Consider the following 24217-nt stretch of genomic DNA (forward strand, 5'->3'; position numbering starts at 1 on the left):
ATGATGCAAATGGTCAATCAAGCATTGCTATCACACATTATTACTCAGATCAAAATGGGAAAAATCCGATATTGCGAAAATTTTGGTTTCACGAGTGATGAACTTGCCAAAATTAATAATTTATCAACAGATGAATTGCATTATTTAAGCCAAATGCCAAACACATTTTTAGAAATTAGCGTGAATCATGATTTACTAAAAAAAATGCTAAAGCGCATAAAAACAAAAACAGCAGAACAAAAACTCTTTGATCGTGCTTTAGTATTAGGTGCAAGCATTGAATTAATGAAATGCTTTTTCGGGGCGCAACCCTATGAGGTTAGTGAACGTAGAAGATTACTAGGTAAACAAATTTCGGTTGGTAGGCGTACAATCACAGATATAGAAAAATCCAGTGATGCTTGGTATCGCTGGCAAGAAGCCTGTAAATTAGATCCTAAAAATAAAAAACTTAATTCACTAGATGCCTTAGATAATTTGATGGTAATCGCAGAAGAATTAAATTTAGATCTGGCGATGCTATGGAAACAGGTCAGAAAATGGGAAAATTTGAACGATAAAGCATAAATTTTGGGGGCACAATTATGTTGCGATTCAATTTAGATAAAGCATTATCTGGACACCCAGTTAAGCTAAGAAATGGGGATCAGGCTTTCGTTAAATATATTTTAAACGATAAAGATCAAAACGTTTTTGATGAATATATTTATATTTTGCGAGGATATAGGATCAAACCTAACTTAAAGCCCGAAAAATGTAGCTGGACTAAAGAAGGCTACGAATACGAACGAGCCACAAAAGCGCCTTTAGATATTATTGGGTTATGGGAAGAGGAATAAATTATGACGGATAACAATGCTGGCTTATTTTATTTTGGAAACGCACACGAAACAGTTCCAATACGTTTATTACAAGATCGTTATTTAACAGTAAGAGCCAAATATACTTGGCAAATGATACGCTATCACGCAAAAGCGTTTACTGGAAATCTCTTTCCATCCTACGAAAAATTACAAGATCTCTTATCAGACAAATTATATTTACATGAAAAAGTATCTCGTAAGATTGTAAGCCAGACCTTATTACTCCTTAGACTTACAAGATGGCTAACTTTATGTGATACAAAACGTGATAAGCAAGGACGTATATTAGGAAATATTTATATCATACATGATGAGCCAATGAGCGTTACTGATGTTATCCATTTTGATACTCATTACTTTGATCTATTATCTGAAGCAACAAAACATAACGATAAAATTGTTAAAAGCGTTGCTTTACACATTATGGAAGAGTTGCAATCTGATGATAACAATGCACATTTTGTTTCACATTACACATTGATGCAAAAACGTTTCAACGAACATCAACAATCTATTTTAAAATCAAATCGCAATATTCCTCAAACAGCTCAAATTATGCAAGAGCTACTTACTCAAAATAATGAGATGGAACTCAATAAGCAAAATAAAAATTTACAGAGTTCCATTAAGGAACTTAGTGAAAATCAGGAAAAAAGACTTAGTTCCAATAGGGAACTCAGTAAAAAATCACAGAGTTCCATTAGGGAACTAAGTGAAAATGATGCAAATTTACAAAGTTCCATAAAGGAACTTAGTGATAATCAAGATAATTTGGATGATTTTTGTACGGAACTAAGTAAAAATCACTTAGTTCCCCAACTTAGTACTAGTAATAGTACTAGTAATATAAATATAAATACTAAGTACAGTACTAGTACTACCCAGTTAAATTTTAAATCTATTGAATTAACCTCTCTCGAAAAAAATACAATCATAACCTTAGCAAAACAATTAAACCTTTCCTCAGAGTTAATACAGGATGTGTTAAACGAGGCAGATTACCGTATTCAACAAGGCTCAATTCAAAAACCATTAAATTATATTTGTGGGTTATTGCGTAAAGCTCATAAAGGTGCATTTAATCAATACATTGATAAATTCAAAGACAAGTTATCAGAAATCACAAAACAACCTTCTCGGCAACCTAATACACTCAATACCCCTATACTTACTAAACAACGCAATGCAGAAGATCGCGCTAAAATACTTAGCTTTGCAAAAGAATTAGCTGCACAATTAACCGTACAGTAATTAAGTTTTTTAATTATGTTTCATAACTAATTAATCATTGTACTAGAAACCTAATTAATTATGATGAGCGTAATGAATAACAAAGGAGTAATATATGGCTGGAGTTAATCAAGTTACCATTTTGGGGAATCTTGGCGCAGATCCTGACGTAAAAACATTAGCAAATAACGAAATAATAGCAACTTTGAGTGTTGCTACAAGCAGAGCTTGGAAAGATAAACAAACGGGAGAGTTAGTATCATTAACTGAGTGGCATCGCATTGTTTTATATCGCCGCTTAGCTGAAATTGCAGGACAATATTTACATAAAGGCAGTAAAGTTTATATACAAGGTTACCTTCGCACCCAAAAGTGGGTTGATGAAAATAAAATAGATCGATGGACAACCTCTATTATTGGTGAAACACTACAATTACTTGATAACAAACCTACTAATAAAGATAACAAACCTGAACAACAGATAATTTCAGAACAAAATATTCAAAATGAATCTGAACCACCGCCATTTTAAATCACTTTTTTATTTCTCCTTAAGCGTGTGTATGTAGGTCATTGCCAGCAATTATTGCTGGCTTTTTTTACAGCTTTTCTATCAATGATGAGATAAAAATGTTTATTTTATTTATAGTTTTATACATGATATCTGGTGCAAGTTTTCTAATGGCAGTATTTGCTTTTATTGGGCATCGTGAAGATTATATTAGCGGCTTACAGCATCTTTTACTATCTCTTTTAACTGCCATTAGTGGTACTTATTCTTTAATGCAGTTTTTGACTCATTACTCTGCATAAAAAATATTTATAGTTCCTCAAAAAGCTAGTTATTCAACTGGCTTTTTTATTGGAAATAATGAACAAGATTTAGACAGTGTTGCCAGTGGCAACAGTGAACAAAAATTAGACAGTGTTGCCAGTGGCAACAGTGAACAAAAATTAGACAGTGTTGCCAGTGGCAACAGTGAACAAAAATTAGACAGTGTTGCCAGTGGCAACAGTGAACAAAAATTAGACAGTGTTGCCAGTGGCAACAGTGAACAAAAATTAGACAGTGTTGCCAGTGGCAACAGTGAACAAAAATTAGACAGTGTTGCCAGTGGCAACAGTGAACAAAAATTAGACAGTGTTGCCAGTGGCAACAGTGAACAAAAATTAGACAGTGTTGCCAGTGGCAACAGTGAACAAAAATTAGACAGTGTTGCCAGTGGCAACAGTGAACAAAAATTAGACAGTGTTGCCAGTGGCAACAGTGAACAAAAATTAGACAAAAGAAATTATTAATTTTGAATAACTAATAGTTAATTGTGTTGATAGGACAAACATCTATGATGTACATATTTACTTAACTGGAGGTTTATCCTATGACTGATCTTTCTTCAATCGGTGCTTTACGCACAGATATTAAACTTACATTACATACTCAATATGCAACCAAACTTTGGCAAGGTAAGCAAGTCAAGCAAGGGGATAAAATGACAACTCGCATTGTCAGTTATCCATTCTGCCTCAGTGTATTAAATCGTATTCATCAACATTCCGCTCAAGATGATCCTTATGCAGATGACTATTTGTTAAAAATAGAAACTAAAATTCTTGCTGCACGTAATGAAATCTCTAGATTAAACGATAAAATCTTCGATCTTTATACCGATAAAATTCCCGAAGAAATCAAATTATCTAATAGCTTTAACATATCACCAGTTGAAATTCCTCTCATGATAAAATCAGCTATGGGCTATCAATTAATTTATCTCTTAGCCGATTTTGATAACTTTGCTCGTGTTGTAATGACTGGCGCTCATATCGCAATCATGTCTAGGCTAGATGCTAGTGCATTAATTAATCGTGCAGCTCATTTAATACGTTCTATTCTTGGCTTTATACAACGTTACAAAGATGCTGGTGTGAATAGACAAGATATGAAAAATAGAACGGCTTTAGCATTAGCTGCTATGAAACGATTGGGTGAATTACCTGAAGATATTCTTAGCGGACAACGTAGAAGTCAATTTGCACCAATGAACATCTCTTTACTCCTTGACCCTACACCAGAAAAAGATAGTTCTAATACCGAAGATGCCTTAGATAAACTTCAAGCTGATACATCTCAAGACAATCTAGATAAATAGGATATTTTATGACTGAACAACTCTATCAAGCATTAACAAAAGATGACTATCAAAAACTTATCTTTAACTCTCCTCTTAATGCAGGACTAAAAACTTTATTTAGTCCTCTTCATAATACAGAAGATTATAAAATATTGTCTCAATATATATTAGAAGCAAGAAATGAATTATTTAAGCTGGCTCAGTCAATTAGAGATAAAGCAAATACACATCCACTAAAGCATATACCTTTATTTTTTATTGTTGATTCTCAAAACTCATCTGGAGGTAAATTTTTACGTTGGCGCAATTTAGAAAAAAATCGGAATGGGAAGCCAGCATGGGAAGAAATTATAAAAAATAAAAGCACTCCTCTGGAAATTAAACAGGCTTTGATTGAACTAGAAAAAGATCGTATTGCATTTAATGCTCAAATGTCTGTGCTAAATTTTATTTTGCGCCAGTCTCGTGAGTGTGAAGAAAAGATTAACGAAATAGAAAACATTTTTCAGGTTAACCAATAAGATGTATCCCCTATTTTTTATTAGTATGCAAACCCTATTTTTTATTCAGATGCAAACCCTGTAATAAAAGGCCTTTTAAAGGTAAGGGGCAAAGCCCCTTATCTTACGAGGGAAAAATGCCGTTATAGCCTTTACCTTTAGTTGAAGATAACAATGACAAATGAAACATTTTTAATAGAAGTAATTAATAGTGTATCGAATTTAGCTAATAAGTTGCGTAGTTTGATTCTTAATCCTAATGAAAACTATTTAGAGATTAGAGCTATATTATCTACCCAACAAAATTTATCAAAACTGTTTAGTATGTCCACTATAGCCTCAAAAGATGAACTTTTATTTCTTGCTGAAATTATTGAGCCAATTCATGTTGATGAATTAGTTTATCTTAAAAAGTTGATTATGAAATATGCTAGTCAGTTAGAGATTTAATTTTTGTGAGGTTTAAATAAACAAAATTTAGCTATTGATTATAATGTGATCAATGAACAAAAATTAGACAGTGTTTCCAGTGGAAACAGTGAACAAAAATTAGACAGTGTTTCCAGTGGAAACAGTGAACAAAAATTAGACAGTGGTTGATGTTTTATGAATAAGTTTGTACTTATTAGAAGTAATATTCCAATTATAGATTTTGGGGATATTGCTGTTATTACATTAGAAGATGATGACTTACACATCAAACAGAAAATTATTGATTTACGTAGCCGTGTTTTGTATCAATTAGACTTACTAAAAGAGTGGAATAATCAAGGTGCTTTGACTGAACAACAATCACAATGGTTATACATAAAGCCTATAGAAACTGCTTTTTTTGTTGAATGTGACTTGTATCAGATGAATACTCATCACACTTCATTAGAAAGTTTAAATGAAGACTTAAATAAATATATAAGCTCTATTTTAAATGCTATTGATTCTTCTAAAGATAGTATCATTGTTGATGATAAATCTATATATGTTTGGATACACCAGAAATTTAATGTTGCCAATTCTTAATTTCAAAATATTTTTCTATCCATTTCTCTATATAAATATGAACTTCATCTGCATCCTGTTTCATTAGATCATTAATGATTTCAAAACTTTGTATTTTTTGTAATTGATCTTGTCTTGGTTGTGTTTGTTTTTCAGTAAGTTTATAACTAGCTCTACATAACGATAGTGTGCTTATATTATTAATGAGATCCTTATAATTATCTAATTTTGATTGAAACCAATACCTAAAATGCAGACTTCTACAAAAATCTTCTTTATAGTAAGAGTTTGGATGTTGTATTGGAAAATCTGCTAACGTTACAAATAAATATGGAAGATGATACGATTGAACATTCTTATACTCCCATATTCTTTCCCTTAGTGATATGTCGATTATTTTTGTAAATTCTTCTTTCCTTAAATAAGGAACCATACTCCTAATCTTTTGAAAATAATATTTCCAATATTTTCTAAAGTGTTTTTTAAGCTTATTAGCATTTTCTACATCTGGATCTGTAATTTTACTATTTAGATATATACCTTCTTGTAATATCTTACTAGGGCAATATTTATTGTTTTTAGGATGGACAAAATAAGGCGAAACATTAATAGATGAACGTGCTTTCAGTTTCATTTGATCGTTTAAACAATGAGGACATATCATTAATGGTGCTGTATAGCCTAAATTATCCAAAGAGTTCTTAGCATATTCTTTTATATACTCTTCTACAGAAATTAATCTATTTTTACTGGGATCTATAACCTGTTGCATACATTACCTTCTTTTTATTAATGATTAAAAAATAATTTCTCATTGTTCAGTGGCTTACCCTTTTTTTAATCTAAATACCTCAAAAATGCAATCACATTTCTAAATTATTAGATTAGGAGAGATTTATGCCAACAAAACATATTGATGAGGAACTTTGGAAACAGGTAGAAGCTAAAACAGTTGATGTCGTTATCCATACGAAAAAGATGGTTAAAGATACTGATGTGTTACAAGCCATTATTCAAAAAGGATTAGAACAAACCTCAATGGATGATCTTGTTAGTTATATTGCTTCAAAGAAACGGAGATAATTAATTATGAAATTGTTCTTATGTGAAAAACCCTCTCAAGGTCGAGATATTGCAAAATTCTTAGGAGCTACACAACGGGGAGATGGGTATTTGTCTAATCAAGATAAATCATTAGTGGTTACCTGGTGTATCGGTCATTTAGTGGAACAAGCAGAACCCCATGAGTATGATGAGACCTATAAAATATGGGATTTTAATGCGTTACCAATTATTCCTTCTAAATGGCTGATGAAAGTCAAAAAAGAAACCGCAAAACAATACAAGATTGTGATCGGGTTGATTAAAAAAGCACAACTTATTGTAATTTCAACTGACCCAGACCGAGAGGGTGAAGTTATCGCTCGTGAATTACTTGATATGTCAAATTATAAAGGTGTCATACAGCGCCTTTGGTTATCCGCACTAGATGATGGCAGTATTCGCAAAGCACTATCATCTTTGAAATCTGATGCAGATACAAAATCCTTATATTTTGCTGGGCTGGCAAGAAGTCGTGCTGATTGGTTAGTGGGCATGAATCTTACTCGATTATTTACCTTAATTGCACAAAAACAAGGCTATAAAGGTGTCATGAGTGTAGGGCGTGTACAAAGCCCCACGTTGGCTATTGTTGTGCAACGTGACCGTGAAATTGCTAATTTTGTACCGAAACCATTTTACCAATTAAAGATAGAGTTGATAAATAAACAAAACCAAGCATTTTTAGCTTATTGGCAAGCACCAGAAACCTTTTGTGATGATGAAGGACGTTGTATCGATATGGCAGCCATTAATCAAGTAATGTCAGGGTTAAATGTGTCATCAACAATGATTGTTGGTAAGATTGAAACAAAGCCCAAATCAGAATCGCCACCTCTCGCTTTTGACTTAGGTACATTACAACAAACTTGTTCCAAATTATTTGGTATGGGCGCTGCTCAGGTGTTGAAGATTGCTCAGTCATTATATGAAACACATAAAGCAACTACTTATCCGCGAACCGATTGTGGTTATCTCCCCGAATCGATGATTGCTGAAATTCCAATAGTAATAAAATCATTAATGATAAGCGATCCTGGAATTGAGCAAATCATTTCTACTCTCGATCTCACATTACGTTCTCGCATATGGAATGATAGTAAAATTACAGCTCACCACGGCATTATTCCGACAACACAAAAAGTAGATTTAAGCAAAATGGATGATACTGAATTAAAAGTCTATCAACTCATTAGACAACATTACCTTGCTCAATTCTTACCATTGTACAAAGAGGAAAATACGATAGCTACGTTGGAACATGCTGGCCATCAATTTGTAGCAAAAGGTAAACGAATCATTCAATTAGGCTGGAAAACGCTATTTACACATGATAAAGCAGATGAGGAAGAAAAACAGATTTTACCGATATTGAATGAGAAAGATAGTTGCCAAATCAGGAATGCTCAAGTATTAACATTGAAAACAACTGCACCAAAACGTTACACAGAGGGTACCTTAATTGCTGCAATGAAAAATGCGGCACGTTTTGTACAAGATGAAAGATTGAAACAGCGCCTTCGGGAAACGGAAGGGCTAGGAACTGAGGCTACACGAGCAGATGTAATTGAAAACTTATTAAAACGTGGCTATTTGAAGAAAGAGAAAAATAATATTGTATCCACTGAAGCTGGTAGTGCTTTAATTGATATTTTACCAGATATTATTAAAGATCCTGGTATGACTGCATTGTGGGAGCAAGCTTTAAATGATATTGCGAATAATAAGTTAAGCTTGAATGAGTTTATGCAGAAACAATCACAATTTATAGCTCATATTGTGCAAAAGTGTAGTGATGTATCCCTAAACCTTACTACAGTAGGGACTGCATTTAAAAAATCAAAAGAAAAAATTTAATAAAGGTTGGAAAAAATAATTAATCATTTTACAATAAATCTTGCAAAACCGTTGGTAACTTACGGCATAAAGTTACGCCTTTTAGATATATCTTATAGTTTTTGGTAACTCCTATAAGTTTATATCGCCCAAGACCGCTAGAGGTAATGCTGACTTGAACTGTATTGCCGAGCATTTTGAAATCGGTCGTCCTTTTTATAGGTAAATGCTATTTTATCATCAAAAAGACTCTCTCTTTTTTTCTTGTCAATGTCGTGAAGTCTTGTTTGTTTTTTCTTTTAAAGAATAAACAAGACTTCACGACTTATTTCCAACTTACCATAGAGCAATGGTGAAAAATGCTCGCCTTTTGTACGTTATGTGCTGCTGTTTTAACTGGTTAAGACGACTTAGTAATCAGTGGGGTATATGGATAATTGTAGATCATTTATATACGAGGGGATGAAATATAATTATTGGTATTATCTTTTTCGTCATTACTTTACATTTGTTATAGTTTTAATTTTACTATTGACAATTTCTTCTTGTTAGGGTGTTATTAGTTCATGCTGATTACACCCTACTCATCAATACCTTTCTGGAGTGATTAAAATGAGTCAAGAACTTTCTCTTTTCATTATCTTATCCTTAGATGTGTTAGGTATTGTGATTATTTTAGCATTTCATAAAAATAAACAATTTAAAAAATTTGATAAATTCAAAGCCATCGTGAGAAATTCTTTAGATAAAGGTTATTTTACTGAAAATGCACTAGAATTATATGTAGATTGTGTTTCATTAAAATATGAGCAAGCTCTTCCAGTACTCTATGAGTTAATTATTGAATTAGAGCAAGAAGATTATCATCAAGATAAATTAACTCTTTTTCGTAAAGCTGTTGAGATTTATCAAAAAACCGGCTTCCTTTCTAACTTACATGAGTCTATTCGTTTTAAAATGCGAGCATTAGCTAAACAAAATGAACAGACGAATGAAATTGTTTTCCAGTTAGCTAAAGATATTCAATTACTTCATTTAACAGATAAGTTCTGGAAACGTATTGGTATTGTGGTATCTATTATCTCAATACTTATTGCATTCTGGAAAAATTTACCAATGATTTTTCAATATCTTTCTTCTATTTTTTAGTAAAATTAACTAAATAATTAACCATTTATTATGGTTGATAAAAGCAGTATTTTGCCACCTAACCAAGAAAGGAGGTAAAATATGTTTGTATTAACACTTATTTATCGCTATTTTCGATACTATTTTTTACGAAAAAGACTCAAAAAGTTTTTTCTACAAGAGCAAGATATTTTAGTTAATGCGTCTATTGTAAAAGGTATTAATCCTACTCAAGTTCAATACAATATTCCTGCTTTTGAAACTTTTCGTCAGAAGATTGGTATTTCTAAAGGTGAAGTGGCAATTCTTTTACGTGAAATATTCGCTATTCATGATAATAAGCCTAGTCGTCATGAAGTGATTCTAGGGTGGATTTCTCCACTACTTCATTACTATTCTGATTTAGATGTTTTACATTTTACATTCCCAGCTTCTATTTATCATGTTGATACGCTAGATAGCAAAGATCCCTTTTTTTCTAACATTTTGACAGAATACGCCATTCGTAAAAAATTCTACCTTTATAGAAATAAAAAATTTCCAATCAATATAGATCATAAGGATAAGCTATGCGTGGACAATTAACAGAAGAATTAAAAGCTAAATCTCTAGAATTACTTGGCTATGAAATTAATCAAACTGAACTTAGATTGTTACCTTATTTACTCCATTGTCTATTAAATAAATTAGCGATTGATTATGCAAAAGTAAATCGAGCAGAGCTAGATATTTTGAATAAATGGATAGATATGGAATTTATTCATTTACATCACACGGGGGTCATGGTGAGTAAGGCTTTTTATGATATTGCGAATGAATTACTCTTTATCGGTTATATCAGGCAAGTAGGCCATGAATTAACCTAGTATGTAACATATAGACTTTTTTTGATCTCACTAAATATATAAAAAAAGATTCACTTTATCGACTTTTTTAAGTTTAATTTACAACATTAAATCGCTATCGTTGATAGCATTTAAAAGCCAACGGCTCGATCTGAAATGCCGTGTTTCACGTTGTGAAATGTCATGATCGCCTTTAAGTGCATAGTTCTGTAATTGCACGCTTCAGTAATGAGGTTATGAACGCCTTTTACTAAAGCCTGAACACTCCGAAATAAGGCTTCTGTCTTGGGTTTTCTAAGATAGTGAGTGTTAAGCTTAACATTTTCATATTTACCCTGGCGGGGAACATTTTTCCCGTGTTGGGTAAGGATGTTTCTCCGCTTTTTTATTTAATTTAGGAGAAACACTATGACTACTCAAACTCAACAAACTAATTTCTTTAATTTACATACTTCTGGTATTGGATATTTAAACGATATTCGTGAAGTTACCCCTAAAAAAGGTAATCCTTTCCTAGCTTGTCGAATCTCTGCTTTAACAGGCGATTCCACAGCACCTGAATATCGTTACTTTGATACTAATATTGTAGGTAAAGATGCAGAAAAATTAATCCGTCGTTGCCAAAAAGCGGTTAATGAAGGAAAAAAAGTTCTTATTTCTTTCGTTTTGGCTGATTTATGGACTGATACTTATGTCGTAGCAAAAGATACGAAATATCACAAAAAAGGTGATACAGCAGTTTCTTTAAAAGCACGTCTCATTCGTGTCAAGATGATTAAAATCGATGGGGAAGTAAAATACTTTGCTTCAAATTCAGAAGATATGGCAACAGATAATCAATCTGTTGTTGTAGATACTGCTCATACTTCAAATTCAGAAAATATAACAACAGACAACCAGTCTGCTGTTACAAGTAATGATCCTAATCATTCTATTTCTGATAATGATGACGATCAGCTTCCTTACTAATTTACTTATCTATCAAGACCAACATAAATTTGTTGGTCTTTTCCTATCACTTCGACTACTATAGTTTTATTCCACAGGAGAAACCTTATGGAGACATCTATGTCATCTATTCGTTTTGACAAACTGCGTTTTGTGAAAAAATTACAAAATGCTAATCAATCACCTGAAGTTGCTGAAGCCTTTGCTGAAGCACTTGATGAGGCTTTAGAGCAAACAACTTCACCTTTAGCAACAAAGCAAGATATGCTAATGGTAAAACAAGATTTATTGATAACAAAACAAGAACTAAAATCTGAAATTCATCAACTTGAAACCAGATTAGTTGATTCTATGCATGCGGCTATTTATAAAATGGCAGGTATCATTATTGCAGGTATTGGTATATTAATGACTATCATTAAATTTATCCATTAGAAGACTCGCTTTTTTACTCCCCCTCCAATGGGAAACATTATTCCCGTTGGGTATGGTGTTTCCCTTTTTATTTTTATTTTAGGAGAAACACTATGAATACCTTAACAAATTACTTTCAAAAACGTTTAATTGAATTTGGCTTTCCAATGGACTTAAATATTGAATATTCTCTAAGCCATTGCCAAGGAGATGGTGTTGCTTTCTATGGCGATATTCGTTACGAAGATTTTTTAAATCTTTTTAAACATATCTATCCAAATGAGCAACGTAAATACCAAATATTTAAGCGTTTAATCAGTGCTATCTTTGGCTGGGAAGCTCTTTTTTACGATACGATTAGTATCGTGGGAAATTCATTCAGTTGGCGATATTCACATTGGAACACTATGAAACTTGATGCACCTTGTGCTGATGATCTTCTGTTCTTTTGTGATAAGAATCTTCAAACAGAGTGGTATTTTCCTAAACAATACGTATCAAGATATAAAGCACTTTGGAATGATTTTATTTATGATCTTCAAGTATATATTCAAGATGTGTCTCGACAATTAGAGACTGAAGGATACAGAATAATCAAATCAACATCTGATCAAGATGATGAATAATTGATTATTCATACCTTATATTTACCCCTCTCCACATAGGGAAAGATTTCCCTATGTGAGATCGTTCCCTATTTTTTAATAAAGGAACGATATGTTTTTGAATAAATTTAAAATTCAAATTCCTGAAAAGATCTTGCGATATATTGCTAGTGACTTTCGTAAAGCTGGCGCTATTGCAGGTGTAGGTTTAGTTGGATTCGTTTTGTCAAATGATAACATTGACATTAGTGAGGCTTTAATCCTTGTTAATATTGGTGTAATCTTTTGGATATTAGGGCTACTTCTTGATTACATAGTAGATTTAATAAACAAAAAGACAAAAGCCGATAAAACTAAAGCTAAGGAGGTTTTATGAATTGGTGGTTACTTGGTGTAGGTGGAACGTTAGTTTTTGCTGCTACTATTTTTACCGCTTTAGTGTATTGGTCTAATTGGGATCTTGTCACTGGTAAAGATACTAAGCGTAAAACAAAAGCCAAAAAACATTAATACACTTCTAAACATTCAGATCAATATCTTTTGATATTGGTCTTTCTTGAACACCCCCCTAATGGGAAACATTATTCCCATTGGGACTAGTGTTTCCCTTTTTATTTTTACTTTAGGAGAAACACTATGTCTTTTTTTGATATTTATCGTAATTGTTCACCCAAATGTGAAGAATGGGAAGACATTCTTATTCAATACAAAGATTCTGTCGAAGATGACGAAATTTGGGAAATCGCTAGAGAAAGTAAAGAATTACCTATATTAGGTAATATTTATCAAAGCTTAGTTTTAGACCGAATTATATCTCATTTTTGTGATGAAACTGATGTTGAGGGAGATGATTTAGATATCTTTCTTTTTATCAATTCCATTGATACACATCTTGTTATTAATGGATGGGATATTTGTACAGTTGCAGATTATTGGGGCTGTATAGATAAATTTAAGAAAAAAATAGAAGAAGATAATTAATTCTTCTATTTCATCACCCAAGCGGGAATACTCCCGTTTGGGTGGTATTCCCTTTTTTATTTTTTAAATTAGAGGAATACCAATATGAATTTAACTACAGAACAAAAATTAACTATTAATAATGCTTTAACCTGTCTTGAACAACTTATGGAATCATCCCCATTGTATCAAATCAATGCACCAGAATTTACTTCTCCAGCGCTTGCGACTGATTATTGTCGATTGAAGATTGGGGCAGAAACAAGAGAAGTGGTTCTAGTGTTATTTTTGTCTAATCAGCACAAACTACTTTGTGCAGATATCATGTTCAAAGGCATTATTAATCAAGCCTGTATATCTCCTAGAGATATTATTAAGAAGGCGTTGGAGGTAAATACTGCGGCAATAATCATTGCGCATAATCATCCATCAGGTGATGTCACGCCAAGTAATGCTGATTTTACTATTACTAAAAAACTAAAAGCAGCTTGCGAATTATTTGACATTCGGCTTTTAGATCATTTAGTGGTATCAATGAAAGAGGCTTATTCTTTCGCTGAACATAATGATATGGCTTAGCTTAAACTTGTCAACAAAAGCGACTTCGGTCGCTTCAGACTGCTGACAAACCTCTAGACATACCTCTAGAGGTTTGATCTAATAGGCATATCGAAAAAAGGAAATGCCTATGCTCAAAAATACTGCCTCACCCCAATATGAAATCGAGATGATAAGTCTCGAACAACTCGTACCGAAAGACCACCTTGTCCGTAAAGTCGCTAAAGCTATCGATTTTGAATTCATTCGTGATGAAGTGGCGCATCTCTATTGCCATGACAACGGTCGCCCCGCAGTTGACCCAGTTCGTTTGTTCAAGATAATGTTACTCGGCTATCTTTTCGGTATTAAAAGCGAACGCCAGTTGGTGAAAGAGATTGAAGTCAACGTCGCTTACCGTTGGTTTTTGGGGATGAGCCTCACGGAAAAAGTGATAGATGCTAGTACCTTAAGCCAAAACCGTCTTCGCCGTTTTAATGGTACGGATGTATTTGAGCGTATTTTTACCCACATTGTTTGGCAAGCGATGGAAAAAGGCTTGGTGGGAGGTAAATATCTGTTTACTGACAGCACCCACTTGAAAGCCAGTGCCAATAAAAACAAAAAGCATAATGAAAAGCGAGCAGTTCGAGTGAGCCAATATATCGCTATGCTCAACGAAGATGTGGCAAAAGAGAGGGAAGCAAAAGGAAAAAAGCCGTTAAAGGCGAGTGAGAAAGCCGTCGAAGTCAAAGACACCAACGTGAGCAATACCGACCCTGAAAGTGGGTATATGCACCGAGATAACAAGCCCAAAGGCTTCTTCTATCTCGACCACCGCACAGTCGATGGTAAATACGGGATTATTGTAGATACCTTTGCGACGGCAGGGAATGTCAATGACAGCCAACCCTATATTGCTCGTCTTGATGCCACCACAGAACGCTTTCGGTTCAAGCCCAAAGCGGTCGGGCTTGATGCAGGCTATTTTACCGCCCCTGTTGCCGAGAGTCTTGCCCGACGAGGCATTATTGGTGTATTTGGCTATCGTCGTCCCACCAAAGGCAAGAACCGCTTACGAAAAAGTGCGTTCCGCTATGATGTCGAAACTGACAGCTACACTTGCCCCGCAGGGCAATCGCTCCGCTATAGCACCACCACCCGAGAAGGTTATCACACTTACAAATCCAACCCGACCTATTGCCAAACTTGCCCACTACGTTCACAGTGTACCCAAAACCAAAAAGCCGAACGCCTCATCACCAGGCATATTTACCAAGATGCTGTGGACAACGCCAATGCAGTGAGAATATCGAGGCAGGGCAGAAAACTCTATAAACGTCGAGCAGAAACCGTAGAGCGCAGCTTTGCGGATGCAAAACAACATCATGGACATCGCTATGCCCGTTATAGAGGGCTATCCAAAGTGCAAATGCAATGCTTCCTTGCGGCAATGGCACAAAATATCAAGAAAATTGCCCTGGTGGTATGGGCTATTTTGTCTTATTTATGGCGCCAATTTTGCTTGTTTGAGGCATGGGTAAAAAAATCAGCGAAAATGACCACTTGCCCAATTATCTGAAAGGAAAAGCAAGAGAAAAGCGACAAAGTAAAAAAACAAACCCACTTTTACCAAATGATTTTGGAAAGGTGGGTTTGTCAGCGGTCTGAAGCGACTTCGGTCGCTTTTTTCTTACTTGTAAAAATCTTACTAAACACATCAAGTTATAACATAAAAAATTTTAGTTATTTTTAATAATCAATTTCCTCTTCGTTTTTCACTTCACTTTTTCTATTGTCTTATCACCCTTAGTCATTAATTATTTGGAGAAAAAATGAATAAGTTTGATAAAGTTACATTAGCTAATAAAGCATCTATAGAGGACATTGAACACCCAAACTGTATAGAATGCGATGAACCTCTTTATTTCGCCTTAAAAGACAATCATCATTCGTTTAGTTTACCGCTTTCTACACTCCTAGAATGTCTAAAATTCGCTGAAGATGAAGGAGCTATTCCGCCAATTGATAGTGAGTGGTGGGTGCAAGTATCAAACCTTTACTCCGAATAATCCATCTTAATATTTAAAACCGTGCTTCAATGCTACTTCTTTGGCTGCAATGAGTAATTCTTTATTCTTTGTTTCTTGCTTTTCACTAAGAGTGCTTGGATGGTAAGTTAATAGATTTTCAAAATGAAGGTTATCAAATATGATTTTTTCACTGTATATTATTTCTTTTTGAGAAACGGTCAATAAAAGACTTTCTGTAAGATGATGATCTTTTATATAAGTTTTGTGATTTGTAAAATAAAATCCAACATTAGAAAAACATTTTGCTCGAAGTTGATTATTTTCAAAATATAAATTAGGGGCTTTTTCTAATGCAGAAATAAGCTCTTTATTAGAAATATAACGACCTATTAGGGCTTTATTCAAAGAAAAATAAGCTAACAACAAAGGAATATTTTGGAGTGAAGCGCCATAATAGAGATAGGCTCCAGCATCAAAAAAATCATTAAGCATCTCTTTTGCTAAAGATAGGCTAATATAAATGCCTATTTTCTTTTGTAGCAGATAAATAATCTTATCAAAATGATTAACCATTTTATCAATAATTTCTTTGGCAATATCATCTATTGCCCCTTTTCGACTATCTTTTGTAAAAGCTTTTCTATCCGCCTTATAAGGACAATAGTTATAAGCTTGTTTGTTATATATACCTAAACCGATAGGAGTTTCATAATGTTTAGCAAAAGGTTTGTCAGTGTGTGCTGATTTTCTATATAACCCAATAATTTGTACAGGGTTATTACATGCTGGACAGATAGCAAATTGGCTAATTTCGTGGTTTTGCCGTTCCATTTTTCGGTAAAAAGGTGCTTTTTTTGCTGTTTTTCTTTCAAACAAATCAGTTTCAATTGGATAACTTTGGTATTCATTAACAGTAAATTTAATTCTATCCATTATTTTTACCCTAGTTTGAAAAGTAACGTGAATTAATAAAACATCTTAACGTACTGATCTTAAAACGCAATTTTTTTTGATTATTTTCAATAATCAATTTCTCCTTTTCTCTTTTTTTTGATTTCTTATAGTCATTAGAGGCAAAGTGACTTGTAGTTTATGAGGAAATTTATTTTGGAAATTATGTTTCGTTATCAAAATAGTCTATTCACACTTTCATTAAAAGATATGCTTGATAAACTTATATGGTTAAGAGATCAGGGATTAGTCCCTTATTTTCCATCTCAATTGAGTAATTCAGTGACAAACGATGAGCAAAAAGGTTATTCACCGTTCCACAGTCAAATTTCTGTTTATAACAATAGTACGTTTAGATGTGATTATTGTGATGAAAATTTTGCTTTTTTGATACATCAAAAACTTTTTATTTTAAATTCGCCTTCACCTAAAAAATCCGTAAATTGTTTTACTTTTCCTATTACATTGTTTCTTGATACATTAAAAAGATTAGAAATTGAAGGTGCTATCCCTTCACTTCCATCTCAATTCTGGTTATGGTTAGCAATGCGTTACTCTGATTTTACTTATTGGTATCAGTATTAACTTTCAAATATTATTTGATGTGTTTACTTGCGATTGAAATGTCATTTTTTTGATTATTTTCAATAATCAATTTTTTGTTCATTTTTCACTGTGTTTTTTCTATTTTTGTTCCATCTTTAATCGTCAACCATTTGGAGATGTACAAAAATGAAAAAAACTTTGCTTACTACGTTAGTCGCTAGTCTTATTATTTTAACAGGATGCAGCCATTCAAAAAATGTATCATCACAACAAGAAGCCAGTTCAGTACCTACGCCCGTTGTACAAGAGAAACCTAGATTAATCAATGAAGTGAAAGTTGTTTCTCCTGATATTTATGTCGATGAGCAAGAGCAACCTCGTGTTATTGAAACCGATCGTTATCAATTAACCAATATTGATACGCAAATAACACAAAAATATCTACTTGATCAGTTCGTCATTGTAAAAATGCAACCGAAAAAGAATCAAAAATTTCTTCTTGAACAGGGATTGCGTTTTACACTAGAAGATACTGGATTAGCACTTTGTTCATCACTTGGTCAACCACATCTCTCTACACTCTATTCTCGTCCATTACCAAAAATCCATCAAAAGTTTGGCCCGATGCGGTTACGTGATGCGCTACAAATGTTAGCTGGACCTGCTTATCAACTTACCATTAATGAGCAAACTCGCACAGTATGCTTCCAACTGAGAGAAATGCCTAAACCAACCGTATTAACAGAGGATGAACAACTACAACAAGTTGCTCATACAGCACTGTAAATCGTTTCGGTTAAGTGGGAGTTAATATGATTAATAATGCTAAATTGATTGCAAAAAAGTTGCTCATTATTTCTATTCTGGTCTGTTCAACTTCTGTTTCTGCTATTTCTGATAAGCTGACTCAAACGTTTAATGCTGCGAAAGAAACTGCAACACAAGCCATTACACAAGCAGAACAACGCGTTTCTTCATCACTACAAGCATTAACGACTGATGAGCAAGCTAAACAATGGGGATTAACGAATGAAGAATGGCAACGTTATCAACAGATTCAGCAAACTGAACGCAAATTTTGGTCGCCAAACCTTGATCCCTTAACTACATTAGGTATCGAAGCAAAAACAGATGCGGAAAGACAAAAATATGCCAGATTGCTTGCTCAAAAAGAATTTGAACGTGTCGAGAAAGAACTTAAATTTCAACTTGCTTATGATGCGGCTTTTAAGGAGCTTTATCCTAATATCTCCCCTATTTCTCAATCCTCTAATACAGAAAATAAAAATATTTCCATTGAGGGACGATTAGTCTTTTTTACTCGTCTAAATTGCAATGAATGTAACCAAAAATTGCAGAGATTGATTAATGAAGGTAGAGATATTGATATTTATTTTATTGATTCCGCACAAAATGATAAGGCAATCAGAGACTGGGCTGTTTCACAGCATATTGATGTCAATAAAGTCCGTTCTCGCCAAATCACGTTAAATCACGATCAGGGAATGTGGTTACAGCACGGGCAAGGCAAAATCCCTGTCATTTTTAAAGCTGGTACTTGGGATAGGGTATATGGTTTATAAAACATTTCTTCATATTCTCGTTGCCTTATTAATGTATTGCAATATAACCGTTGTCATAGCCCAACCTATTCCTGGTATTTTTCGTCAAATTTCCGAACATCATCAAGTTCCCTCTTCTCTACTCTATGCTATCGCATTGAACGAAACAGGACAAAAATTCACAAATAAACAGATTAAACAACCTTATCCCTATGCCATCAATGTAAGCGGTAAAAGTTATTTTTATCCTTCACATACTAAAGCGTGCGAAGCGTTAAGAGAGTTTATGTCACGCTATCAATTAAAAAACATTGATGTGGGCATTGCTCAAGTCAATTTAGGATGGAATGGCGTACGTTATTTTAGATCAGCTTGTGATGGGTTTAATGTAACCTCTAATTTAGTTGCAGCTGCGCAAATTCTGCGAGATTGTTATCTAGAACGTGGGAATTGGTTAGTAGCATCAGGATGTTATCACCACCCGAAAGGTGGTTATGTCGCTGCACGTTATATCAATAATGTAAAAAAACACCTTTCATTGATTTCTCGTTCTGCTGTAGGTAATACTAGTACAAATATAATGACAGTGAAAGCAGAAAACTGGACTGCACCACCGCCAATTGCAACCTGGAAACCTGAATCTGAATCGTCCAATTTTCAATGGATCTTACCTTCAACAACCATTGTGAATACAGCAACAAGTGTAACCACAGCATTTATTTGGGTAGAACCGGAGTCACATTAATTTGAAATTTAAGAGGCTAAAATGAGATTTTTGACTATATTTTTTCTTTTATGTTATTCAATAACAGCCAGTGCATTAGAAGTTATTGCAGATGTCGGTGGCGAAAGTGCTTTACGTTTCTATGAACCCATCCAACCAGTTATTGCCCCTAATAATAGCGATACTGTAGTTAATTCAGAAATGTTACCGCCAACTTTCCATGAAAAAGATTTATTGCCAATTGTGTCACATTTGATGACTGTAGGAAAAGTATCATCAAGAAAAATGAATTTACCTACGATGCAACCCATTTTTTTAATTGGAGATGATGCAATGTCAGAAACGTGGTTAAAACAACGCTTAGCGTATTTAACAGAAATTTCTGCAACAGGGTTGGTTGTAAATATTCAGGATTATAAACGCTTACAGCAACTCCGAACAATAGCTAAATCGGTGCCGCTTTTACCCGTCAGTGCAGATGATTTAGCACAACGCCTAAAATTAACCCATTATCCAGTATTAATTACGCAGAAAAGTATTGAGCAATAGAATGAGGAGGATAATATGGATCATTACCAGCGTGTAGATATGGATTTTAGTCATCCAATATATGCAAATTATCATACTCCACTTTTTGAGGAGGTAATTAAATCTCCGCCTCACTGGTCATCAGATAAATTAAGTTATTGGGACGATAACAAATTATTTTTGGCTGAAAAGTTTAAGCTAGCTCATTACTATACAGCACAGGGTTCTATTAATGTTTTTAGAATTATAGGAACATCTCATCCTGATTATGCTGAATGTTCATGGTTAGAATTACTTACAAAAAAAGGTAAGCGAATGGATATTAATTTGCCTCTACAAGAGAAAAATCCAGACTACTACCTCAATACTAACATTAAACAACCGACAATGTATTTTAATACTTTTGATGGCTTACATTTTTATGTTGGAATAGATGGTAATCATCGTAGTTGTATAGCACGTTTTTACCTTCATCAATTAGGAAAAACAGACTTACACGGAGTTACGATTAATCATTATCAAATAGATTGGGATTTTTATAAACTGTATCAGACGTTGATGGCTTTAATTGCTCAATATCAATTGCCAGTTCAACTTACTGTTATATCAACACATACAAGTAGGCAAGATTCAGCTGGTTGGAAAATAGATTATTATTCACCAATGCTACATTGGAAACAATATCAAGAAAATGGGGAGATATTGGAAGAGGATATGTTAGATAAATCAGCCGCTCAAAATAAATTACAACAGATTGTTATTGAGAAACGGTCTCAGGTAGATTTAAAAACAGGTAAATCAAATTCTCCCTTCAAAGCAACATTGAAAACGTTTTTGCAATGGTTCAAAGGTGATGTTCATGGGTAACAAACACGTCATTGAATCAGTCTTACGTCCTGCTGTTGAGTTAAACTCTGCTATTGTTGCTTTTTGTGCTGGCGCGGTATGTCTTTATGCCCCTTGGAGCCTAGCTTTGACACCGAGTATTGGCTATGGGATGTGTGGTGCATTCTGGTTATTTTCTTTTCTTCGATTTAAACAAGGATGGCGCATTCTCAAATTTCGTCAAAATATCCGACGATTACCTTATTACGCCCTAACCAGTAAACAGATACCTATCAGTTCACGTTATCTCTTTCTTGGCAAAGGCTTTGCATGGGAACAAAAGCATACGCAACGTTTATATACCTGTACTCGCTCAGAAGTCGCTGACTATGTGAAGCCCAGTTTACTCTACCAATATGCCAGATCACTCGAAAAATGGAGCGATCAGCATTTGCCTAAAATTGCTAAACTACTGCGTACAGACAAATGGTATAACCCCGTCCGTCCCTTACCGCCTGTTGGGGGTAGTCCAATGATTCACGGCATTGAGTTAGATGAGCAAGATGTATTATTGCCACTTGGAGAGCGTGTCGGACATACAATTGTATTAGGGACAACTCGTGTCGGAAAAACTCGATTAGCAGAAATGTTAGTTACACAAGATATTCATCGAGGTAAAACGATTGATGAACGTGAAGTGGTTGTATTTTTCGACCCGAAAGGCGATGCGGATATGCTCAAGCGAATGTACGTAGAAGCAAAACGGGCTGGACGTGAAAATGAATTTTATGTCTTTCATCTAGGTTGGCCTGAAATATCTGCTCGATATAATGCAGTAGGGCGATTCGGACGTGTATCAGAGGTGGCTGGACGTATTTCAGGGCAATTAAGTTCGGAGGGGAATAGTGCTGCATTCAAGGAGTTTGCGTGGCGATTTGTGAATATTATTGCACGTGCGCAAGTGGAACTTGGTCGCCGTCCTGATTATCCTTCTATTGCTCGATACGTACAAAATATTGACGAGTTATTTATTGATTATGCGACTAAGTTTTTAGGGAAAACACAGCCTAAAACATGGGAAGCTATTGCTGCTGCCGCAAGTAAAATTAATGATAAAAATACACCTCGCAATATGATGGGTCGGGATCCGATTGTGATTGCCCTTGAACAATATCTCACACAAGCCAAAATTTACGATCCTGTATTAGATGGATTACGTAGTGCCGTGCGTTACGATAAAACTTATTTTGATAAAATTGTGGCATCTTTGTTGCCTTTGTTAGAAAAGCTCACAACGGGGAAAATTGCTGAATTGCTTGCTCCAAATTACAGTGACATCCACGATGAACGCCCAATTTTCGACTGGCAAGAAATTATCCGTAAACGGGGTATTGTGTATATCGGATTAGATGCATTATCCGATACCACTGTCGCCAGTGCCGTAGGTAACTCTATGTTTGCAGATTTAGTGTCAATGGCGGGGCATATTTATAAATACGGCATCAATCAAGGGTTACCTGATACATTACAAGGTAAATCACAAAAAGTATCTATTAATCTGCATTGCGATGAATTTAACGAATTAATGGGGGATGAATTTATCCCATTAATTAATAAAGGAGGCGGTGCGGGTATTCAAGTTACTGCTTATACGCAAACGTTATCTGATATTGAAGCCAGAATTGGCAATAAAGCGAAAGCAGGACAGGTCATTGGTAACTTTAATAATTTGATTATGTTGCGAGTGCGTGAACCAGCTACTGCTGAACTTTTAACGAATCAATTACATGAAGTTGATGTATTGAAAAATACCACGATTTCTGGCGTAACAGATAGTAGCAATCCTTACAGCGATCAACATTTCACGTCTAATACACAAGACCGTGTTAGCTCTGAAAAAGTCCCCATGATTACTCCAGCCAACGTAATTAGCCTACCCAAAGGACAAGCTTTTGCTTTGCTTGAGGGCGGCAAGCTTTGGAAAATTCGAATGCCGTTACCTGTCTCCGATAAAGATGAAAATATGCCCGCATCTATTGAACAATTAAGTGAATATATGAAAAAGAATTATCAAACTGGGGAAGCGTTATGGTCACGAGTCGCGTATGAATATACGCCATCTTCTGAAGCGATTGCGGCGTTTGAGCAGGTGGTTAGTAGTGGTGTGATCAATTCATTAGATATAGCAGCGGATGTGGCCAATAGTATTAATACTGAAGTAATAGAACAACAAGAAGAGGTAACTCATGGCTGAACAACAGGTAAAAGAACCTAGACAAGGCTTGTTAAGTACGTTGTTATCTTTAATCGGTAGAACGTTTGGTGTCTTAGTTGTATCGTTGATTTTAAGTATTATCATTGAATGGGTTGGAATGACATGGTTTTGGACAGAACAAGGAGCCTTGCACAGTAAACAAATGATGCTTCAAGAAGTCCAGTATTTCTCTGCTCACTTTACCCAAAGTATCTTACATTCGGATCCCATTGTGTTTGCACAGCAAACAATGGATACTGTCAATCATTATGTGTTTGTGAAAACAGGATTGATCAAGTGGATAAATGATGCGCAAGTTTCAATGAATCTTAATTACTCCATCTTTCTTGCAATACGCAGTTATATTGAAGCCGTTATCTATATTACGATGACCTTTATTATTCGTTTATTAATTTTATTTTTTACCAGTCCGTTATTTGTATTAGTGGCTATTGTAGGGTTCACCGATGGATTAGTACGACGAGATTTAAGACGATTTGGTTATGGCTATGAATCCAGTTTTATGTATCATCACGCCAAACGAGCGATATTACCCTTATTGATTGGCTCATGGATGTTATATCTTTCATTACCTTTCAGCATTTATCCTAATTTACTCCTTATCCCTGCCGCATTTTTTGTTGGTACCGCAATCTCAATTGCCTCTGCGAGTTTTAAAAAATACTTGTAACAGTATTTAGA

32 protein-coding genes and 1 pseudogene are annotated in these 24217 nt (G+C 34.5%); 31 read left to right on the forward strand and 2 right to left on the reverse strand.

What is annotated here, in order from left to right; all coding sequences use genetic code 11:
* From NYR30_RS07265 to NYR30_RS07305, 9 genes are all read left to right on the forward strand, one after another.
* Window positions 1–567, forward strand: coding sequence for a DUF2857 domain-containing protein (locus tag NYR30_RS07265; RefSeq protein ID WP_065232431.1), 567 nt, complete (start codon window positions 1–3; stop codon window positions 565–567).
* A gap of 17 nt (window positions 568–584) precedes the next feature.
* Entirely contained in the window at window positions 585–839 is a 255-nt protein-coding gene (locus tag NYR30_RS07270) for a hypothetical protein (RefSeq protein WP_065232430.1), read from the forward strand.
* A gap of 3 nt (window positions 840–842) precedes the next feature.
* On the forward strand, window positions 843–2114 hold the full coding sequence (locus NYR30_RS07275) for an STY4528 family pathogenicity island replication protein (RefSeq protein WP_302500356.1): 1272 nt from the start codon (window positions 843–845) through the stop codon (window positions 2112–2114).
* Window positions 2115–2208: 94 nt separating this feature from the next.
* Window positions 2209–2625: a single-stranded DNA-binding protein gene (gene ssb / locus NYR30_RS07280; protein ID WP_302500357.1), complete on the forward strand. Its 417-nt coding sequence runs from the start codon at window positions 2209–2211 to the stop codon at window positions 2623–2625.
* A gap of 41 nt (window positions 2626–2666) precedes the next feature.
* Window positions 2667–2906 carry a hypothetical protein gene (locus NYR30_RS07285; RefSeq protein ID WP_155759498.1) on the forward strand — a complete coding sequence of 80 codons (240 nt, stop codon included), beginning with the start codon at window positions 2667–2669 and terminating at the stop codon, window positions 2904–2906.
* A gap of 566 nt (window positions 2907–3472) precedes the next feature.
* The gene (locus NYR30_RS07290; RefSeq protein ID WP_302500358.1) at window positions 3473–4240 is read left to right on the forward strand and encodes a PFL_4669 family integrating conjugative element protein; all 768 of its coding nucleotides are present in this window, start codon (window positions 3473–3475) and stop codon (window positions 4238–4240) included.
* A gap of 8 nt (window positions 4241–4248) precedes the next feature.
* Window positions 4249–4743, forward strand: coding sequence for a DUF3158 family protein (locus tag NYR30_RS07295; RefSeq protein ID WP_065232426.1), 495 nt, complete (start codon window positions 4249–4251; stop codon window positions 4741–4743).
* Between the two features lie 153 nt (window positions 4744–4896).
* Window positions 4897–5172, forward strand: coding sequence for a death domain-containing protein (locus NYR30_RS07300; RefSeq protein ID WP_065232425.1), 276 nt, complete (start codon window positions 4897–4899; stop codon window positions 5170–5172).
* A gap of 156 nt (window positions 5173–5328) precedes the next feature.
* Window positions 5329–5739 (forward strand): hypothetical protein, encoded by a 411-nt coding sequence (locus tag NYR30_RS07305; protein ID WP_066114348.1) that lies wholly within the window; start codon window positions 5329–5331, stop codon window positions 5737–5739.
* Here NYR30_RS07305 and NYR30_RS07310 read toward each other — a convergent pair.
* Window positions 5720–6490 (reverse strand): hypothetical protein, encoded by a 771-nt coding sequence (locus NYR30_RS07310; RefSeq protein WP_302500359.1) that lies wholly within the window; start codon window positions 6488–6490, stop codon window positions 5720–5722. The two genes, NYR30_RS07305 and NYR30_RS07310, sit on opposite strands and share 20 nt — an antisense overlap.
* Before the next feature lie 125 nt (window positions 6491–6615).
* Between NYR30_RS07310 and NYR30_RS07315 the strand changes: the two genes are divergently transcribed.
* From NYR30_RS07315 to NYR30_RS07380, 14 genes and pseudogenes are all read left to right on the forward strand, one after another.
* The gene (locus NYR30_RS07315; RefSeq protein WP_302500360.1) at window positions 6616–6801 is read left to right on the forward strand and encodes a hypothetical protein; all 186 of its coding nucleotides are present in this window, start codon (window positions 6616–6618) and stop codon (window positions 6799–6801) included.
* Window positions 6802–6807: 6 nt separating this feature from the next.
* Entirely contained in the window at window positions 6808–8676 is a 1869-nt protein-coding gene (locus tag NYR30_RS07320; protein WP_302500361.1) for a DNA topoisomerase III, read from the forward strand.
* 591 nt (window positions 8677–9267) lie between these two features.
* Window positions 9268–9804 carry a hypothetical protein gene (locus tag NYR30_RS07325; RefSeq protein WP_065235357.1) on the forward strand — a complete coding sequence of 179 codons (537 nt, stop codon included), beginning with the start codon at window positions 9268–9270 and terminating at the stop codon, window positions 9802–9804.
* An 81-nt stretch (window positions 9805–9885) separates the two neighbouring features.
* Complete coding sequence (locus NYR30_RS07330; RefSeq protein ID WP_066114353.1) at window positions 9886–10368, forward strand: hypothetical protein; 483 nt, start codon at window positions 9886–9888, stop codon at window positions 10366–10368.
* A complete protein-coding gene (locus NYR30_RS07335; protein ID WP_065232421.1) occupies window positions 10353–10649 on the forward strand; it encodes a hypothetical protein in 297 nt (98 codons plus the stop codon). Before NYR30_RS07330 ends, NYR30_RS07335 begins: the two co-directional genes overlap by 16 nt.
* Window positions 10650–11036: 387 nt before the next feature.
* Window positions 11037–11462 (forward strand): annotated as a pseudogene (locus tag NYR30_RS07340) (STY4534 family ICE replication protein); the annotation flags it as partial.
* Window positions 11463–11696: 234 nt separating this feature from the next.
* Complete coding sequence (locus tag NYR30_RS07345; RefSeq protein ID WP_414146310.1) at window positions 11697–12011, forward strand: hypothetical protein; 315 nt, start codon at window positions 11697–11699, stop codon at window positions 12009–12011.
* A 92-nt stretch (window positions 12012–12103) separates the two neighbouring features.
* Window positions 12104–12616, forward strand: coding sequence for a hypothetical protein (locus tag NYR30_RS07350; RefSeq protein ID WP_066113364.1), 513 nt, complete (start codon window positions 12104–12106; stop codon window positions 12614–12616).
* A gap of 91 nt (window positions 12617–12707) precedes the next feature.
* Window positions 12708–12971 (forward strand): hypothetical protein, encoded by a 264-nt coding sequence (locus NYR30_RS07355; protein ID WP_065232418.1) that lies wholly within the window; start codon window positions 12708–12710, stop codon window positions 12969–12971.
* Window positions 12968–13105 carry a hypothetical protein gene (locus NYR30_RS07360; protein ID WP_155759501.1) on the forward strand — a complete coding sequence of 46 codons (138 nt, stop codon included), beginning with the start codon at window positions 12968–12970 and terminating at the stop codon, window positions 13103–13105. Before NYR30_RS07355 ends, NYR30_RS07360 begins: the two co-directional genes overlap by 4 nt.
* A 126-nt stretch (window positions 13106–13231) precedes the next feature.
* Window positions 13232–13576 carry a hypothetical protein gene (locus NYR30_RS07365; protein WP_065232417.1) on the forward strand — a complete coding sequence of 115 codons (345 nt, stop codon included), beginning with the start codon at window positions 13232–13234 and terminating at the stop codon, window positions 13574–13576.
* Window positions 13577–13660: 84 nt separating this feature from the next.
* Window positions 13661–14134: a JAB domain-containing protein gene (locus NYR30_RS07370; protein WP_065232416.1), complete on the forward strand. Its 474-nt coding sequence runs from the start codon at window positions 13661–13663 to the stop codon at window positions 14132–14134.
* A gap of 109 nt (window positions 14135–14243) precedes the next feature.
* On the forward strand, window positions 14244–15674 hold the full coding sequence (locus tag NYR30_RS07375; RefSeq protein WP_302500362.1) for an IS1182 family transposase: 1431 nt from the start codon (window positions 14244–14246) through the stop codon (window positions 15672–15674).
* Window positions 15675–15927: 253 nt separating this feature from the next.
* The gene (locus NYR30_RS07380; RefSeq protein ID WP_065232415.1) at window positions 15928–16164 is read left to right on the forward strand and encodes a hypothetical protein; all 237 of its coding nucleotides are present in this window, start codon (window positions 15928–15930) and stop codon (window positions 16162–16164) included.
* A 6-nt stretch (window positions 16165–16170) separates the two neighbouring features.
* Here NYR30_RS07380 and NYR30_RS07385 read toward each other — a convergent pair whose 3' ends face one another.
* Complete coding sequence (locus NYR30_RS07385; protein ID WP_302500363.1) at window positions 16171–17058, reverse strand: hypothetical protein; 888 nt, start codon at window positions 17056–17058, stop codon at window positions 16171–16173.
* Window positions 17059–17232: 174 nt separating this feature from the next.
* Between NYR30_RS07385 and NYR30_RS07390 the strand changes: the two genes are divergently transcribed.
* The 8 genes from NYR30_RS07390 (at window position 17233) to NYR30_RS07425 (ending at window position 24206) form a co-directional block, all read left to right on the forward strand.
* On the forward strand, window positions 17233–17661 hold the full coding sequence (locus NYR30_RS07390; protein WP_066113360.1) for a hypothetical protein: 429 nt from the start codon (window positions 17233–17235) through the stop codon (window positions 17659–17661).
* Between the two features lie 147 nt (window positions 17662–17808).
* Entirely contained in the window at window positions 17809–18408 is a 600-nt protein-coding gene (gene pilL2, locus NYR30_RS07395) for a PFGI-1 class ICE element type IV pilus protein PilL2 (RefSeq protein WP_066113358.1), read from the forward strand.
* A gap of 26 nt (window positions 18409–18434) precedes the next feature.
* Complete coding sequence (locus NYR30_RS07400; RefSeq protein WP_066113356.1) at window positions 18435–19205, forward strand: TIGR03759 family integrating conjugative element protein; 771 nt, start codon at window positions 18435–18437, stop codon at window positions 19203–19205.
* Window positions 19195–19929: a lysozyme family protein gene (locus NYR30_RS07405; RefSeq protein WP_302500364.1), complete on the forward strand. Its 735-nt coding sequence runs from the start codon at window positions 19195–19197 to the stop codon at window positions 19927–19929. Before NYR30_RS07400 ends, NYR30_RS07405 begins: the two co-directional genes overlap by 11 nt.
* Before the next feature lie 21 nt (window positions 19930–19950).
* Window positions 19951–20457, forward strand: coding sequence for an integrating conjugative element protein (locus NYR30_RS07410; RefSeq protein WP_302500365.1), 507 nt, complete (start codon window positions 19951–19953; stop codon window positions 20455–20457).
* A 15-nt stretch (window positions 20458–20472) separates the two neighbouring features.
* Complete coding sequence (locus NYR30_RS07415; RefSeq protein WP_065232409.1) at window positions 20473–21303, forward strand: hypothetical protein; 831 nt, start codon at window positions 20473–20475, stop codon at window positions 21301–21303.
* Complete coding sequence (traD, locus tag NYR30_RS07420; protein WP_302500366.1) at window positions 21296–23515, forward strand: type IV conjugative transfer system coupling protein TraD; 2220 nt, start codon at window positions 21296–21298, stop codon at window positions 23513–23515. The genes NYR30_RS07415 and traD overlap by 8 nt, the downstream gene beginning before the upstream one ends.
* Window positions 23508–24206 carry a TIGR03747 family integrating conjugative element membrane protein gene (locus NYR30_RS07425; protein ID WP_066113349.1) on the forward strand — a complete coding sequence of 233 codons (699 nt, stop codon included), beginning with the start codon at window positions 23508–23510 and terminating at the stop codon, window positions 24204–24206. Before traD ends, NYR30_RS07425 begins: the two co-directional genes overlap by 8 nt.
* The last annotated feature ends 11 nt before the right edge of the window (window positions 24207–24217 follow it).

Source organism: Gallibacterium salpingitidis, from assembly GCF_030517105.1.
Classification (GTDB): domain Bacteria; phylum Pseudomonadota; class Gammaproteobacteria; order Enterobacterales; family Pasteurellaceae; genus Gallibacterium; species Gallibacterium salpingitidis.